Genomic DNA, 16281 nt, shown 5'->3' on the forward strand with positions numbered 1-16281 from the left:
GTCGGCTCTTTCGGGTTCTGTGAAAAATCAGCTATTTTACGCGTTTTTACCGTATAGTCAGTCATAGCTGGAAACACACGTCCAACTGAGGTAATTGAGATGTCAGCTGACGCAAAAGGAATCGCGCTTCTTTCTGCCCTAATCATCACCTGTCTCTGCACAGCCGTGCCCACTAATGCACAATCTGTTCAGTCAACCGCTATCGCACCGGAAGTATCCGAAGATAATCGTGCGGCGCAGAGAGAAAAGCTGCGCCAGGCCCGGCAGGCGATAAAATACAAGGATCGACGGCAACTTCGAGCACTTAAAGCTGAGCTCAAAGATTATCCCCTCGCTGCTTATATTGACTATTGGGCGCTCAGTGAAAAACTGCACCAACTGCCCTTAAAAGAAGTTGATCAATTCCTGGAGAGCAACAGAGGCACGGCTATTGGCGACTGGATGATGGTCAGGTTGTTGCGCCAACTCGGTAGTCAAAAAAAGTTCTCGACTTACCTGCGCTATTACCAACCTTCGCAACACAGTCGCACCTCCCTCCACTGCTATTACGCCGATGCCCTATCGCGCCGAGACGGCTATCAGGCAGAAACACAGCAGTTGATATCAGAACTCTGGCTTGTTGGCCGGTCCCAAGTCGAGGAGTGCGACCCCGTTTTTGCCCGCTGGATAAAAAACGGCGGCTTGACGCAGGAACTCGCTTGGAAGCGGCACCTGCTGGCAGTCGAAGAAGGCAATCTCGATTTGGCACGTTATATCGCCAAAAAAATGACGCCAGCACAAGCAGAGAAAGCCAAACTTTTACGCTCGGTCCATCGCAACCCACAGAAGCTTCTCACTGACACCAAGTTCGCCTACAACCCACTGGAATATCGCGATAGCGTGTTGCACGGATTGCACCAATTGGCGAAAAAAGACGCGATCAAAGCTGAAACTGCGTGGCACCGCTATCAGGCCAGCTACTTGTTTTCCGATGCCCAACAAGAAGCCATGTTCAAGCACTTGGCGCGTCAATTTGCTCGCCAGGATAATATGCAGCGCTTGCAACAGCTGGTTGAACATCACACAGTGACCGATGGCCGTACCATCGAGTGGCTAGCCAGACAATCCCTACGTGAATTAAATTGGCAACAGGTCGCGTTCTGGATTGACCGCCTGCCAGAGGAGAAACAACAACTCGACCGGTGGATATATTGGAAAGCCCGCTCACTGGAAGAACTTTATGGCACAGGAAGTTCCGAAGCTTCCTCCCACCTTTACCGCAAAGCCGCCCGCAATCGCAGTTACTACGGTTTCCTTGCCGCTGATACCTTGGGGCAACAGTACAGCTTTGAGCACCGGCCGGCACCAATCACCCCCATTCAAGTGCAGGAGATGGCAAAGCGCCCCGAACTGCTGAGGGCCCGAGAATTACAAGCGATAGGCGAACTCTTCCATGCCCGAAGGGAATGGAGCTATGCCACAAGAGCTATGGACCACCAGGAATTACTTGCGGCCGGCAAAGTAGCTAGCGCCTGGGGTTGGTACCATAAATCAATCCAGTCAGTGCTTGCGGCTGACTACCTCGACGACTTGGAGCTGCGATTCCCACTCGCTTTTTCCGATATTGTTCACGATGTGAGCAAACAGGTTGGTGCCCAGAGCTCGGCAATAGAGCCATATCTGATTTACGCTGTGGCACGACAAGAGAGCCACTTTAGCCACGATGCAAAATCCAGCTCCGGGGCCCTGGGACTTATGCAATTGCTCCCATCCACGGCAAAAGCTACTGCACGCAGAGCGGGGGTGCGCTATCGACGCAGCTGGGACCTTTTGAGCCCCAATACTAACATTGCGCTGGGCAGCTTTTACTTAAGTAGCTTACTTAACCGCTTTGACAATAACCGCTTTCTGGCAGCCGCCGCCTATAATGCCGGGCCAACCCGCGTAGCGGGATGGCTAAAAGAGACCCGAAAACAGCTGCCCTATGATGTGTGGATTGAAACCATTCCATTCCGGGAAACGCGTAATTATGTGCAAAATGTACTCGCCTATTCTGTAATTTACGCCTACCGAAGCGGCACCAAGCTGCAACTATTAAGGGAGAGTGAAGCTGCGAGCCGGCTGTAATTTAAAGCCTCTCCTTCAGCCAATCTTGCAATTGGACCTGGTCAAACGGCCAACCGCAAACATCGTCGGGGTCTCCAAGGCCAACCACCGGAATGCGGATAGAAAAGCGCTCCATTAACGCTTCATCCTCGGCGATATCCACCTCGCGAAGACGCAAGTTGAATTTTTCCAGGGCAGGCCAAATTTCAATTTTGGCTTTTTCGCACAGGCCGCAACCCAAAGTGGTGTAGAGCAAAAGCTCTTTTATATCGCTCATCCAAAAACCCCCTGGCTGCTGCCCCAGAGATATCCCGCAACACTTAGCGCAAGCCCCACTATTAAAAGCCACGTTTTACTTTTAGCCTTTGGCTTATCGACTTCCTCAGGTACCTCCTCGGACAAACTGGGTTGCACTGCGTAGGGGACTGTATCGGCTTCTCCAGAGACAGAGGTAGAACTGGGCAATTCGAACTCCGGCAAAGCCGGGCGTACAGCCGTGCGGTTGTTATCGTCAGCTGGGCCGACAATTGAAAAACTTAAAGTGTCGAGCCGGAGCTCATCTCCCCTGCGCACCCGACTCTCACTAACCTTTCTATTATTGACAAAAGTCCCATTTGCCGAACCTAAGTCAATAACGAACAGTAAGCCCTCCCTTACTTCGAGACGAGCGTGCCTACGCGAAAGATGAGAAAGCGAAAAAGTTATATCACACTCATCGGAGCGCCCAATTACCGCACTCTCTTTCACAGGGAACACCTTTCCTGCAATAGCCCGGTGATTGGCTCTTAGCGCCCAGGCAACGCCCTGATTCGAAGCAGACTTAGGGGGGCCAGACTTAAGCTTAGTTACCTTAGGGTCGATTACCTGGAGTAAACGGCTGCCCACTTTGACCTGATCGTTTATTTTTAACTGGCACGGTGTACCAGTTGGCTGACCATTAAGCAAGACACGGGCCGCGCCCGACAAATTGTGCAAAGTCAGAACATCGCCATTAACCGCAATTTTAAGGTGCGACTTCGCTACGGAATCATCGGCAATACACAAGTCACTACTCTGCGCCCGCCCCACAGTTACTCCCGGCGATACCAGCCATACGCTCTGGCTGAGATCATTGACATCACAAAGTTTGAGCATCGAAATCGCTCCTAAAGCCAAAATGGCCGTGTGAAATTGGCCAATTATTGAAGACAGTGAGCTTAACTAATGTTAAAAAGCAGCCGAAACACTCACTTTTATTGATAAAGTTGAGTTTATCATGGGCGATATCATTAGCGTGTGATTCGGTTTGCAGCTTAAAATGGCCCAAAGGTCTAGTATTTAACAGATTCAGCGATGACCTACAAAGTGATCGGCAACTTGAATAAGCCGAGAGCACAACAGGGAAGAGGCGTGTGATTACCGGAGGGTTATCACCGTTAGAAAGATTAAATAAATTACAGGTAGTTGCACGCCAGTGAGTGAAGCCAAAGTACGCGAAGTATCACGGCACAGCGGGATAGTTCAGCAAAGCAAAGACGCTACACGCAGTGCCGGCGCAACCCATACCGGCTATAAGCGTGAACAGAACGAAGATGCCTATTGGGCTGCGGAAGACAAAGGTATCTGGGTTGTAGCCGATGGCCTTGGCGGTCACCACGCTGGTGAACTCGCGAGCAAAACTGTTGTTGAAGAAATCCAAAAGTCAGCGGAAACTGACAAGCACTACGAGCGTGCCTTGCAAAAAGCGCACGCCCTTTTACTGGGCGATGAACAAACCACAGCCAATATGGGCTCTACTGCGGTCGTTGTTGCTGAAGAGGGTGACTACTTTCATATCTACTGGGTTGGAGACAGCCGCGCTTACCTCTGGGCTCCCGAAGGCACAACAGGGAAGCTCACCCAACTAACCAGCGACCACTCCTACGTACAGATGTTGATGGATTCAGGCGCTATCAACTCCGAAGAAGCCGCAATTCACCCCAACCGGCATGTAATTACCCGATGTATCGGCGGTAGTACCAACCCCAAACTCGAAGTGGACCGAGTCTCCTATCGCTGGGCAGCAGGACAGAGACTACTCATCTGCAGCGATGGACTTAGTTCGGAAGTACCAGCAAATTCAATCAGCCAGATATTGACAGAAAACAGTGATACACACAGAGCAACAGAACTTCTAATCGCTGCAGCATTGGATGCAGGAGGCAAAGATAACGTCACTGTTCAGGTCATAGATGCCCCATCCACAGCGCAACCTTCTTCTACCGCATCCCTCAACCCAATTAGCGAGCCCACCCTGCCCGGCTCCACACTCAGAAAGTATCGCCCCTTCATTCTCCTCTTCACAGTCGCCTTAGCCACCGCAGTTGCCTACGGACTTTCAACTCTGCTTTAAGATAGGGAAAGCACTTCATGGAAGTCGTCAATAGCGGCACCTCTTCACTGCAGATACCGGGCTACCGCATCCTCAAGAAGATCAATCAGGGGGGAATGTCCTCAGTCTACCTGGCTATACAGCGCAGTGTGGGCCGGCAGGTGGCACTAAAAGTTATGTCGCCAGTATTGAACGCTGATCCAATATTCAGTGAGCGGTTCCAGCGGGAAGCAAATATCGTTGGGCAGCTGTCACACCCAAATATCGTCGGTATTCACGATATTGGCCGCTACCGCAGCCTGAACTATATCGCCATGGACTACATGCCTGGGGGCTCGGTTGCAGAGCGTTTAAGCAAAGGTGGGCTTGAGCCTCTTGAGGCGCTTAATGTTGTGCGCCAGATAGCCATGGCCCTAGACCACTCCCATAGCAAGGGCTATGTACACCGAGACCTGAAACCGGAGAATATCCTGTTTCGCGAAGACGGATCGGCCGTACTCAGTGATTTTGGGGTTGCCCGGGCTATCGCGAGAACCACCCGTATGACTAACAGCGGGATGGTTGTGGGAACCCCTCACTATATGAGCCCGGAACAAGCTCGCGGAGCAGCGGTTGACGGTCGTGCCGACCTGTATAGCCTGGGAGTTGTTTTCTATGAAATGCTCACAGGAGCCGTGCCCTATCAGGCAGACGAAGCCGTCGCCATTGCAATAAAGCACCTCACCGACCCAATACCGCGACTGCCAGCCCGATACGCACTTTATCAGCCTCTACTTGATCACTTCCTGGCCAAAGATCCGGATAAGCGATTTCAACGCGGCCTGGATATCGCCGATGCCGCAGATGATTTGGTTGCAGCCCTCGCCGGAAAGCCGGCCAACCAAATCAGCCAGCTCAACAATTCAACTTTAAAAACTTCCAGCTTGGCAAAAGCACTTGTACTGACCATTTACGGCAGTGTGGCAGACCAACTCGGGAGAGTTGCTTCCAGTTGGAAACGGAAGGAAACGCCCGAGAAGCCAGAGCGTAAGGAGCAGGATACTGTTGTACGCCTGCGGCAGTTCCTCGCTGAGCCAACAAAACACAAGCGCTCCTGGCTTATGAGCTGCTTTATCGCTGTTGGCCTTACCTCAACCTGGGGCCTGTATAGCATCGTTGATCACAAGGCCGGCTGGCAACTTGGACTACCTATATTGGACGGCGCTGCCGATTTTACAGCTGCCACCCTACTAGGTACCGCGGAGCAGCCTGCCAATATTGCTCCAAATTCAAATACAGAGTCTGCGCCAACTGAATCAGCAGCAGATGCCCTAGACTCACAGGTACAAGTTACCCAGCTAAATCTACCTTCCTCGCTCAATGCAGATGCACAACTACCCCTCAGTGGTAATCAGGCACTGATTGCCAGGAGTAATATTGAGCCCCCAAAAGTTCTCACGCCTGAGCCTGCAGAGCCAAGAGCAGAGAACCAACCCAAGCTGTACAGCCTAACGATTAACACAAAGCCGTCTGATGCCCGTGTGCGGATTATGAACATAGCCCCCCGTTACCAGCCGGGGCTTGAATTGAGCCCAGGCAAATATGATGTGGAAGTGAGTAAACGGGGCTTCAGTAAAGTTCGCCAGTGGGTCTTGCTGGAAGAACAAAACCTCGAAGTGGCGATCGAGCTGGAACCTGCCTACTTTATCGGCAAGCGATTTCAATCTGAATTATCCTCCGGTGGCTTAGGCCCGAAAATGGTCGCAGTGGGAGCAGGCAGCTTTACCATGGGCAATAACCAGCGGCGATTGGCCAGCCCTGCGCACAGGGTAAATGTAGAGCAGGACTTTGCTATATCCATCTATGAGGTCACCTTTGCCGAATACGATCGTTTCGCCGAGGCCACCGGCAGTGCTAAACCCAGCGATGCAGGCTGGGGGCGCGGCGATAGACCGGTAATTAATGTGACCTGGCGGGACGCACAAAGGTATGTGAAGTGGCTGTCAAAGGAGTCTGGCAAGCAGTATCGGCTGGCCAGTGAAGCCGAGTGGGAGTACGCAGCCCGGGGAGGTAGTTCCCACCAATACTGGTGGGCTTCCAGCGACGTCCGGGGAAAAGCGAATTGCCGCAGGGGTTGCTCTAGCGAATTTACAAAGCTGTTCAGTATCAGTACAGCTCCCGTAGGGCATTACCAGGCGAATCCTTTTGGCCTTTTTGACACTGCAGGGAACGTGGCTGAGTGGGTGGAAGACTGCTACCAAGCTGGATACAACCCAACAAAAACTACTTCAGCGCCTATAAAGATTAACGGCTGCCAACTTCATTCTGTAAGGGGCGGCTCAATGCGTGATACCTCTAGTAAGATTTCTTCTGACTACCGAAAAGGCCTCAATGAAACCGCGCGCTCAAAGGATGTGGGGATACGGGTTGTAATGGATCTGAATGAATAGATTCGAGCTCACAGCGAATCGGGTTTCTGTGGTTGTACCGTCAACTTTCGCTATCTTTTTATTTATGCAAAGTTCTAGCTGAAAGCCGCTGGCCCAAATTAACCTAGAATTGAATTACAAGTAAATTGACACTGGACGGCGATTTACCTCCAGCTTGTAAAATCCCTCAATTTCAATGGTCAAAACTTATCAAGCCTCAGGTATTTTAAGCATTTAATTGTGGCCGGCTATCAAATCAAGCCGACCACAAATCACTAAAGCGTTAGTACCACCCTACTTCAGCCGCAGCTCCCAAACATTGTGAATTTTCGGATTGCGCTGAAAATCCTTATCCAGAAGGTTCAGCTTCTCTACCGAGTATTCACTGGAAACGTCCTCGTCCATCTTAAAGCTACGCAAGTTATTGGAAAACACCAAGCGACCTTGAGGCGACAACAGGGACATACACTGACGAATCAATTTCCCGTGGTCCCTCTGAATATCTAGTACCCCGCTCATCTTCGCGGAATTGGAGAAACTCGGGGGGTCCATGAATATTAAATCGTAATGGCCTTTCCTGTTCTGTTGAGCAGACTCAAGCCACTGCAAACAATCGGCCTCTACCAACTGATGGCGATAAGGATCCATGTTATTAGCACGGAAATTTTGTCCCGCCCAGTTTTGATAGGTTCGCGACATATCGACACTAGTGCTCTGCTTGCAACCACCCAGAGCCGCTTGGACTGTCGCACTGGCGGTATAGCAGAAAAGGTTTAGGAATGTTTTACCGGCAGAAATCTCTCGCAGATATTTGCGCACCGGGCGATGATCCAGGAAAAGCCCTGTATCCAGGTAGCTCCACAGATCTACCGCCAACTCAGCACCATACTCCCCAACCCAGAGTTCCTTTCTGGATTCGGTCTGCTTCTGATACTGACTTCCACCCTTACCTCCGCCCTTGTGGCTGTGGCGACGGCGTTCTTTAATACTGATATTCGCGCGAGGCAATTCGAGCACGGACTGAAGGGCCCTTAACAAATCGCGCAAGCGTCCCCGAGCTTTCTCCTCCTCGATAGTGGCCGGCGGACGATACTCCTGCAAATGCGCGTACACGGCGCCATCCAGGGTTTTATAGATATCGATAGCCGCAGCATACTCAGGCAAGTCCGCATCGTAGAGGCGATAACAATCCACGCCACTCCTCGCGGCCCATTTACCCGTAGTGCGCAGATTTTTGCGCAAGCGATTCGCTACCATCTCCGCCTGGGGTGATAACTTCGGCCCAGTGGCTTCACTCGCCACCGCCCCACTTTGCGCACGAACCTCAAACATCAGCAACTGACTGGGGATACTGCCATTGTATAGCTGGTACTGCTTATGAGAGCGTAAACCGGTGGCATAACCCAGTTCCGGATTGCCGGTAAACACACCGACCAACCAGCCCGGGAACTCCGCTTTTAACTGCCGCCCCAGTTCAAAATAGGTCTCCCGCAAAGCCTCCTGCTCACCCAAGCGCTCACCGTAGGGTGGGTTTGTCAAAACCAATCCCGCTTTGACTTCTCTATGACTCGGTACCCTAAACCCTGCTACTGGGCGGCAACTCACTCGCACCTGGCGCTCCAGACCGGCCCGGGCAATATTAGCTTCAGCCGCAAACAAGACTTTCGCATCGGCATCGTAACCGCGAATCTCTGGCAGTTCGCGCGCCAGGCCAACGCCTTGACGCTGTAATGCCTCCTCGCGAAGCTCATTCCAGATATCGCTTTGGTGGTTCAGCCAACGCTCAAAACCAAAGCTATCCCGCATTAATCCCGGTGCTATATCAGCAGCGATCATCGCCGCCTCCACCAGAATAGTGCCCGAGCCACACATCGGGTCGAGCAATGCTCCACCCTGCTCGGCAATCTTTGGCCAGCCGGCTCGCAGCAACAGTGCTGCCGCAAGGTTCTCTTTCAGTGGGGCTGCACCGATATGGGTTCGGTAGCCACGGCGATGTAGGCTGTCACCGCTTAGGTCGATGGCAATATCCAACTTATCCCGGTGCAAGCGCAAGGCAACCGTCAAATCTGGATGATGTTTATCAATACTTGGACGGGCTCCCGACTGGCGGCGAAGGCGGTCGACAATGGCATCTTTTGCTTTTTGAGCACCGAACTGACTATTGCGGATCTCTCGGTTGGTCCCAGAGAATTGCATCCACAGCTTGCCCGAGGAGCGAATGTGGAGCTCCCAGGGTTGCTCGGCAACTGCTCGGTAGAGGTCTTCAGCGGTGGCTACATGTACCTGCGCCAAACGCAACATAATGCGGTTTGCCAAGCGACTCCACAGACAGCAGCGGTAAGCCAGCTTCAGGGAGCCGGAAAAATACACTGCCGCCGGCTGCTCCCTTACAGACCCTGCACCCAGGTCGCGTAATTCATTAGCGAGCAGTCCCTCTATTCCCTTGGGACACGTAGCCGTAAACTCAAATTCTTCGGTTTGTAAATCTGTCAAAATACTTACTCATTAAGCTCCTCCTGTGGAGGAAGTTTTGTGCGCCAATAAAGACCGCCCATTTAAAGCTGCCGGCAACGTCTGCGCCGCCAGTACGCACAAATAAAACTTGGAGGCAAAACCTTTACCGCCCCCAACTAGGGAAATTGAGCATTATCGCCTTGCCCAAAAGAGGACGATTATCCCATTTTGTGGCAGAAGAGAATACGCCCTGCCGTTAATTACTACCTGCCCCATAAGTCATACTGTCATCTAGAGATATTTTCCGATTCCCACGCAGCCACTTTACTCTTACTAATAAGGTGGATTGGGTCGGTCCGTTCAAAGACTTATTTCCTTCACTAAAATTCATTGAGAGACACCCCCAAATAGAGCCGTTTGCGAACCTGCCGACAAACTGTCCACAGACCGACAAAGTAGAGGTGCCGTATACGATGAAACGCCAAAAACGAAATCACGCCGACAGGGCATTTTACAAGGGCTATTTGGCAGCCCTGAACAACAAGTCTATGGATAGCTGCCCATTTGTCGAAGAGGATCCTCATCAGGAGTGGATCAACGGCTGGCGTGAGGGGCGGGAAGATTACTGGAATGGCTTCGACAGAGTGACCAAGGCGCAAAAACTGGAAATTTATGGCGCCGTTTCTACCGACATCCAATACCCTGACGGGTGGAGCACCATTTAGCGATGGCGAGGGGGCTTATCGTCAAAAGCCCCCCTTTTCCTAGCAGTCAGCAACTGATACAGCTTACCCTTGCTCTGTTCGGCGGCGCTCCAAAGCAATTGCCTCTGCCGCCTCACGAATCAACTCAGGCCCCCGATAGATAAAACCGGTATACATCTGTACGGCAGTCGCCCCAGCACGAATCTTTTCAGCCGCACTGTCACCATCAAAAATACCGCCAACCCCAATAATCGGGATCTGCTTGCTCAACTCTTTCGATAACAGCTCGATGACCTTGGTGGATTGCGCTCTCAGGGGTTTTCCGCTCAAACCGCCCTCTTCGCTACCATGGGGCAGCTTGGCGACTGAAGACTTATCGATCGTCGTATTGGTAGCGATCACCCCATCGATATCGTACTCACACAGTGCCTCAGCTATCTGCGCCACCGCATCACCTTCCATATCCGGGGCAATCTTGACGGCGACAGGGACGTAGCGATCACTCTTTTGAGCCAGCTCCATCTGCTTGTCTTTGATGCTGCCCAGCAAGCGATTGAGACTGTCACCAAACTGGAGGTCACGTAGCCCTTTGGTATTGGGAGAGGAAACGTTGGCAGTGATGTAGTCGGCGTAGCGGTACACCTTCTCGATACACAGGCAGTAGTCATCGGCGGCCTTATCCACTGGAGTATCAAAGTTCTTACCTACATTGATCCCCAAGACACCGCTATAACGGCGCTTTTTCACTCTTTCAATCAGGTAGTCAACACCGAGGTTGTTAAAACCCATACGGTTAATAATCGCATCGGCCTCTTCCACCCTAAACAGCCTTGGCAGCGGATTGCCAGGTTGGGGGCGCGGTGTCACGGTGCCCACTTCAACAAACCCAAATCCCAGGGCTCCGAAACCGTTAAAGGCCTGCGCATTCTTATCCAGACCAGCGGCCAAACCGACCGGGTTGGGTAGAGTGAGCCCCATCAACTCGACCGGATCATCCGGTACCGACTTTTTGTACAGGGACATCAAACCGAGGCGCTCTGCAGCGCCAATGGCATCAATCGACAAATGGTGGGCCCGCTCAGGGTCAAGCGCAAACAAGGCTTTACGCAGTGTTGAATACATACCTTTCCTTACGTGGGGAGGCGAACCCTTCAGAAAAACGAAGGGCTCTATCTTGTGATGACGATACTACAGGGACCTTTGAGCGGCCCCTGGGCTCTATTCCGCTACTGTTCTGCCAGGGTTTCCCGGTCCGCAGTGGCGTGGGCGAGATACATTAGCTCGCGCAAAGCCACAGTGAACATGGCAAAGTCACCGACAGAAGTAGACTTCAACTCGGCAATCATATTGTGCCAGCGTTGAATTGCGGGCGCCATGATAGCGCTCCAGCGGGACATTGCACCCTCTACATCAAGATTTTCAGCCTTGCCTAAGCGGAGAATGTTCACCGCCAGTGTCGACAACTGGCTGTCCAGGTCATCCATACTGGTCTCTCGGGCCTGCGCCTGCCAGAAGCTGTCTACCGGCAAGTCGACGATCAGATTGCCAAACCAGTGCAGGTTCAACTCATCCGACAGCCTGAAGTAAACCGTGGCAACTTCCTCTACGGGAGTATCGCTAGCTCGCGCCGACTCGGAAATACCCAGTGCCGAGTAGAGGTAGGTGGGCGACGCCGACAGCAGGGCCAGGGCCTCTGGTACCCCTGCTTCCAGGAGTTTCTGGTAGCGCTGCTCCCATTCGTTAAGGGGCTCGCCACTCAAGACCTGCGGCAGCGCTGTAATAACCCGCTGTACCGGCTCCTGGAACAGCTCGCAGTTGGTAGCTGGCTCCAACTCATTGCGGCGATTGCGCAGGAACCACCGGGTTGCCCGGCGCACACGGCCTATCATCGAGTTCAGCAGTTCTGTTTGCAGCTCCGCTGGCACCTTGTAGTCCAGCGCAGCCAGCTGCTCCTGGAAGTCGTGCATCTCGTACACATCACGAGCGCTGACATAAGCGGCAGTTACATCGTTCACATCGGCGCCAGTGGCTGTACCGATACGGTTGTAGAAGGTGATACCCATACTGTTAACCATCTCATTGGCAACCTGGGTAGCCACGATCTGGCGCAACAGCGGATGGTCATAGACTTGGTCGCGATAACGCTCGACCAATTTTTCCGGGAATGCAGACTCAACCGCAAAACGCACCCGCTCATTGTCGGTGATTTGTGCATTTTGCAGCTCTTCTTTCAACTTGACCTTAACGTATGAAATTAGAACCGATAATTCGGGGCGGGTCAGGGACTGCCCTTTGTGCTCGCGCTCAGAAATCTGCTCGTTGTCAGGAATAAACTCCAGCGCGCGGTTCAATCGGCCGTCGTCTTCCAAAGTGTTGATAGTTCTGCGGTACTCGTCCAGGCGCTTGGCAACCTGATATTCCGCCACACTGAGGGCAAAAGTCTGCTCATAGTTATTGTGCAGCACCAATTCACCGACAGCATCGGTCATCCCATCCAACAGCTCATTGCGCTGCTTTTCAGTCAAATCACCCTGGGCAACAACTTTATCCAGAAGGATCTTGATATTTACCTCGTGGTCAGAACAATCCACACCGGCCGCATTATCGATAAAGTCGGTGTTACAACGCCCGCCATTGAGAGCAAACTCAATACGTCCACGCTGGGTCATACCCAGGTTGCCGCCCTCGCCAAAGACTTTGGCACGCAACTCCCGACCATCAACGCGCAAGTGATCATTGGACTTGTCACCAACTTCGGAGTCCGTCTCGGTAGTCGCCTTAACATAAGTGCCAATACCGCCATTCCAGATCAGATCCACCGGCGCTCTGAGCAAGGCACTAATCAGCTCATTGGGGTTCAGTTGATCCTGTTTGATATCAAACGCTTCTTTCATTTCGGGCGTAATAGCAATGGCCTTGGCGCGACGCTCGAAGATACCACCACCTTTGGAAATTAATTTGCGCTCGTAATCTCTCCAGCTCGACCGGGGCAACGCGAACAAACGCTGGCGCTCTTTAAAGCTGGATTCTGCATCCGGATTGGGGTCCACAAAAATATGCAGGTGGTTAAAGGCCGCTTTCAGGCAGATATGCTCAGACAGCAACATGCCGTTACCAAAAACATCTCCACCCATATCGCCAATGCCGACAACAGAGAAGTTTTCTTTCTGGACATCCACCCCCATCTCACGGAAGTGGCGCTGCACCGATACCCAGGCTCCACGGGCTGTAATACCCATTTTCTTATGGTCGTATCCCTGGCTGCCACCGGAGGCGAAAGCGTCGCCCATCCAGAAGCCATACTCCCCGGCAATGCCGTTGGCAATATCTGAGAAAGTCGCCGTCCCTTTATCCGCAGCCACTACCAGGTAGGGGTCATCCTCATCCCTGCGAACAACATACTTGGGCGGTACAACTTCGCCATCTTTCAGATTGTCAGTGATATCCAAAAGGCCACGAATAAAGGTTTTGTAGCAGGAGATTCCCTCTTCCATCATGGCTTCGCGACTGCCATCGGTCGGCGGACGTCGAACGACAAATCCACCTTTTGCACCACTGGGTACAATAACCGCATTTTTCACCGCTTGGGCTTTTACCAGGCCCAGAACTTCTGTGCGGAAATCTTCCAGTCGGTCAGACCAACGCAGGCCGCCGCGAGCGACTTTACTGCCGCGCAAGTGCACACCTTCCACACGAGGGGAGTAAACAAAAATCTCAAACTCCGGACGGGGTTCGGGAATGCCGGGAATATCCCGGGGACTGAATTTGATCGAAATATAATCCTTGGGCTGCCCTTCATCATCCACCTGGAAGAAGTTAGTACGCAGGGTCGCCAGGATTAATTCCAAATAACGGCGCAGAACCAAATCTTCATTCAGGTTATCAACCGTATCCAAACCATCGTGAATTTTAGCGATCAAGCGCTCGACACGGGGCTGCTCCTGCTTACCAGTGCTTAAACGGGGATCGAACATCGCCCTAAACAAGGCTACCAGGTTGCGGGTGATATCCACGTGGCTGGCCAGGGTAGCGGCAATATAGCTCTGGCTGGCACCGGACTTGGTTTGCTTCAGATAACGGGCGTAGGCACGAAGCATGGATACTTCGCGCCAGTTAAGGCGGGCGGCCAGCACTAGGCGATTGAAGGCATCGCTTTCCGCCGTGTGATTCCAGATCGCCGCGAACGCATCCTGGAACAGGCCACGGGATGCCTGCGCATCAATTTTAGTGGGCAGACCAAATTCCAGATGGAATTCGTGCATCCACACATCGGTATAGCCACGGGGGCGAATCGTATAGGGGAATTCACCAATAACCCGCAAACCCAGATTTTCCAGCACGGGAATCACGTCGGAGAGCGTCAGGCCGCTGCCCCAGTTGAATACCTTGAACCGCAGGCTGCCCTGAGCGGCCCCCACCGGCTGGTAGAAACTCATTGCTACCCGGTTATCTTCACTGAGGCTCTGAACGGCTGCTACATCCTGCACCGCAATACGAGGCTCAAAGTCTTCACGGTACCCCGCCGGGAAGGCGCGGCCAAAAGTACGATAGAGACGACTGCCCTCTTCTTCCCCGCTATTTTCAATTAGTGATCTTTGGAAAACATCTTCCCAGGAGCGGGTAATATCCACAATTTGCGCCTCCAGCAGCGCGACATCAAAATCAACAGGCTCATCGGGGGACACGCGGAAAACAAAATGAACCCGCGCGAGAATGGATTCGGAGAAGAAAGTGGTGAAGTCCGAGTCCTTCGCATTAATCGCTTTGGCAATATGCGCGCAAATCACCTCGCGCACATCACTGTTAAACAACTCACGGGGAACGTATACCGTGGCAGTAACGAATTTACCAAAGGGGTCGCGACGCATAAACAGACGAAGGTGAGCCCGCTCATTTAGCTGCAGTACACCCATTACCACGTCAAACAGCTCTTTGGTGCTGCCCTGGAAAAGTTCATCCCTTGGGAAGGTATCGAGAATCCGGCGCAGGGCTTTGCCATCGTGCCCCTGCCCGGAGAGACCGCTAGACTCGATGATCGAGGCCATCTTTCGGCGAATAATCGGAATTTTCGCCGGGCTCTCAGTGTAAACCGGCGAGGTATAAAGACCCATAAACGCCGCTTCACCAATCACCTCACCATCGGTGTTGTAGCGCTTAATCATCACGTAGTCCGAATAGGCCGTGCGGTGCACCCGAGACTTAACGGAGGACTTGGCAAATGTCAGGTAATTGGGCCCTTGGTAGAAACGCTGCTTGCCCTCACTAAAAGAGGTTTCCAGCATAGGCGCAGCCTCTTCCAGCTTTTTGAAAATACCGAGCCTGCGATCTTCAACTTCATTGAGGATTTTTTTATCCCCGACAACACTGAACTCGTACTCACGATATCCCAGGAAGGTGAAGTTACCGTCGCGCATCCACTGTAAAAATGCACTGGCTTCCAATAGGTTGGTATCTTCATCTGGAAGTCCCGCCTGTAACTGCCCCTCCATTGCGCTGCAGGTTTCCAGCATTGGGACATAGTCGTCCACCACCAGTTCCACATCGCCGAGCACGTCTTTTAAGCCAGTCATCAAACCTGAAGCGAATTCAGATGAAGTGTCGTGATTAATCTCGACATAAATCATCGCTTCGTTCGTAATGCGCTTCCCTTTTGCCTGCGGCTTTTCACCCAGTAACTCTTCCTCTGGCGGCAACAGGCGAGTCAGTTTCCCCTTGGCATCACGCTCGACTCGAACCACCGTACTCTTTATCGAATGAGTCACTGTATTTCGGCGATTGATCTCCATGCGAATGGAGTCCACCAGAAATGGCATATCCCGCTGCAGCACACCAATGACCGTATGCGAGCACTCCCAACCATCGTCTTCGAGGCGGGGGTTAAAAACCTTCACCTTGGGTAGGCCGCCCGGGCGCTGTTGAATAAAGTTCCACCAGGTGTATATGCAGCCATAGACGTCAACAAGACGACGACCGGCCAGATCCTCTAATGGGTACTGATTGAGGAACTGCTGGGCAAAAGCCACAACGGGTTCGGCTTCGCTGGTCAGCTTGTCACGAATCAGCTCGCAAATCTGCGCAACTAATTCTTCACGGCTGTCGGTAATAACCGTCGCCATATTCACGGGGAACCTCCCAATCTCATTTTTGTCACATCGAATCCAAACACTGTAGATCCGAAAAGGTCATCATCTCAGCCCATACGCAGCTGCAGGGTCGAGTCCTAAAAATTACACTTTCAGTCAGACAGTGAGGAGAAGTCCATTCCACCTCAGAATCTAGT

9 protein-coding genes are annotated in these 16281 nt (G+C 52.4%); 4 read left to right on the forward strand and 5 right to left on the reverse strand.

Annotation, left to right across the window (positions count from 1 at the left end; all coding sequences use genetic code 11):
- The first annotated feature begins 99 nt into the window (after window positions 1–99).
- The gene (locus tag ACJJI5_RS15260; RefSeq protein ID WP_445354529.1) at window positions 100–2106 is read left to right on the forward strand and encodes a transglycosylase SLT domain-containing protein; all 2007 of its coding nucleotides are present in this window, start codon (window positions 100–102) and stop codon (window positions 2104–2106) included.
- 1 nt (window position 2107) lies between these two features.
- Here ACJJI5_RS15260 and ACJJI5_RS15265 read toward each other — a convergent pair whose 3' ends face one another.
- Both ACJJI5_RS15265 and ACJJI5_RS15270 read right to left on the reverse strand, forming a co-directional pair.
- Entirely contained in the window at window positions 2108–2362 is a 255-nt protein-coding gene (locus ACJJI5_RS15265) for a glutaredoxin family protein (RefSeq protein ID WP_413662439.1), read from the reverse strand.
- Window positions 2359–3219, reverse strand: a complete 861-nt coding sequence (locus ACJJI5_RS15270) for an FHA domain-containing protein (RefSeq protein ID WP_445354530.1) — start codon at window positions 3217–3219, stop codon at window positions 2359–2361. The genes ACJJI5_RS15265 and ACJJI5_RS15270 overlap by 4 nt, the downstream gene beginning before the upstream one ends.
- Window positions 3220–3538: 319 nt before the next feature.
- Here ACJJI5_RS15270 and ACJJI5_RS15275 point away from each other — a divergent pair, with 319 nt between their 5' ends.
- Both ACJJI5_RS15275 and ACJJI5_RS15280 read left to right on the forward strand, forming a co-directional pair.
- Window positions 3539–4456 (forward strand): PP2C family protein-serine/threonine phosphatase, encoded by a 918-nt coding sequence (locus tag ACJJI5_RS15275; RefSeq protein ID WP_413662441.1) that lies wholly within the window; start codon window positions 3539–3541, stop codon window positions 4454–4456.
- 17 nt (window positions 4457–4473) lie between these two features.
- Window positions 4474–6864: a bifunctional serine/threonine-protein kinase/formylglycine-generating enzyme family protein gene (locus ACJJI5_RS15280; RefSeq protein ID WP_445354531.1), complete on the forward strand. Its 2391-nt coding sequence runs from the start codon at window positions 4474–4476 to the stop codon at window positions 6862–6864.
- A gap of 273 nt (window positions 6865–7137) precedes the next feature.
- On the opposite strand, the gene rlmKL is transcribed toward ACJJI5_RS15280, so the two are convergent.
- Window positions 7138–9336, reverse strand: a complete 2199-nt coding sequence (rlmKL, locus tag ACJJI5_RS15285) for a bifunctional 23S rRNA (guanine(2069)-N(7))-methyltransferase RlmK/23S rRNA (guanine(2445)-N(2))-methyltransferase RlmL (protein WP_445354532.1) — start codon at window positions 9334–9336, stop codon at window positions 7138–7140.
- A gap of 434 nt (window positions 9337–9770) precedes the next feature.
- Here rlmKL and rmf point away from each other — a divergent pair, with 434 nt between their 5' ends.
- Window positions 9771–10022: a ribosome modulation factor gene (gene rmf / locus ACJJI5_RS15290; protein WP_108733677.1), complete on the forward strand. Its 252-nt coding sequence runs from the start codon at window positions 9771–9773 to the stop codon at window positions 10020–10022.
- Window positions 10023–10085: 63 nt separating this feature from the next.
- Here the strand turns inward: rmf and ACJJI5_RS15295 are convergent, their stop codons facing one another.
- A complete protein-coding gene (locus ACJJI5_RS15295) occupies window positions 10086–11123 on the reverse strand; it encodes a quinone-dependent dihydroorotate dehydrogenase (protein WP_445354533.1) in 1038 nt (345 codons plus the stop codon).
- A gap of 104 nt (window positions 11124–11227) precedes the next feature.
- Window positions 11228–16117 (reverse strand): NAD-glutamate dehydrogenase, encoded by a 4890-nt coding sequence (locus ACJJI5_RS15300; protein WP_445356318.1) that lies wholly within the window; start codon window positions 16115–16117, stop codon window positions 11228–11230.
- Window positions 16118–16281 lie beyond the last annotated feature (164 nt).

The sequence above is a fragment of the Microbulbifer maximicatervae (SeqCode) genome, from assembly GCF_052467955.1.

Excerpts from the sequence above, each read along its gene's own strand:
- ACJJI5_RS15300 (WP_445356318.1), bottom strand. The coding sequence starts at position 16,117 with ATGGCGACGGTTATTACCGACAGCCGTGAAGAATTAGTTGCGCAGATT.
- ACJJI5_RS15280 (WP_445354531.1), top strand. The coding sequence starts at position 4,474 with ATGGAAGTCGTCAATAGCGGCACCTCTTCACTGCAGATACCGGGCTAC.
- rmf (WP_108733677.1), top strand. The coding sequence starts at position 9,771 with ATGAAACGCCAAAAACGAAATCACGCCGACAGGGCATTTTACAAGGGC.
- ACJJI5_RS15265 (WP_413662439.1), bottom strand. The coding sequence starts at position 2,362 with ATGAGCGATATAAAAGAGCTTTTGCTCTACACCACTTTGGGTTGCGGC.
- ACJJI5_RS15270 (WP_445354530.1), bottom strand. The coding sequence starts at position 3,219 with ATGCTCAAACTTTGTGATGTCAATGATCTCAGCCAGAGCGTATGGCTG.
- ACJJI5_RS15260 (WP_445354529.1), top strand. The coding sequence starts at position 100 with ATGTCAGCTGACGCAAAAGGAATCGCGCTTCTTTCTGCCCTAATCATC.
- ACJJI5_RS15295 (WP_445354533.1), bottom strand. The coding sequence starts at position 11,123 with ATGTATTCAACACTGCGTAAAGCCTTGTTTGCGCTTGACCCTGAGCGG.